The following is a 477-nucleotide window of genomic DNA, read 5'->3' on the forward strand; positions in this document are numbered from 1 at the left end:
CAAACACTTGGCGCATAGTGGATAATCGGCTCCCCATCTCACCAATGTAGTGCACGCCTACATCCCACTCATAACCGTTACGAGCATAACTATGGGTATAGCCGCCCGCTGTGTAATGTTGCTCTAAGACCAGAACGCGTTTACCCGCTTTTGACATGATGGCCGCCGTGGTTAGGCCACCGATACCAGAACCAATAACAATCGCATCAAAGTCGCCTTGAACACGTCGTGGCCTATAACGCGTGCCGATCCGTAATGCACTGGGTGAGGGAGAGGAAGTGTTTTGCTTGTGAGTCATGAGCGGTCCAAATCAATACTTAGTTACTGTGAGCATACGCCCGATATATTTACACTGTAAAGACTAATTTGGATCATCGATCGCGAAAAAGCAGAAAGAACCTTCAAGCAGGGTTGTTCGTACATAAAGCATATCAGGGTATTGCGACAGTACAGGCGGATAAACAATGCAATTTAATA

At 47.0% G+C, this 477-nt stretch carries 1 protein-coding gene; it reads right to left on the reverse strand.

All coding sequences use genetic code 11. The features are described 5' to 3' along the window. The coding region (locus tag A3750_RS04660; RefSeq protein ID WP_156498402.1) for an NAD(P)-binding protein at nucleotides 1-298 on the reverse strand (298 nt) is incomplete at its 3' end. Nucleotides 299-477: the final 179 nt, after the last annotated feature.

This window comes from Oleiphilus sp. HI0079, from assembly GCF_001635105.1.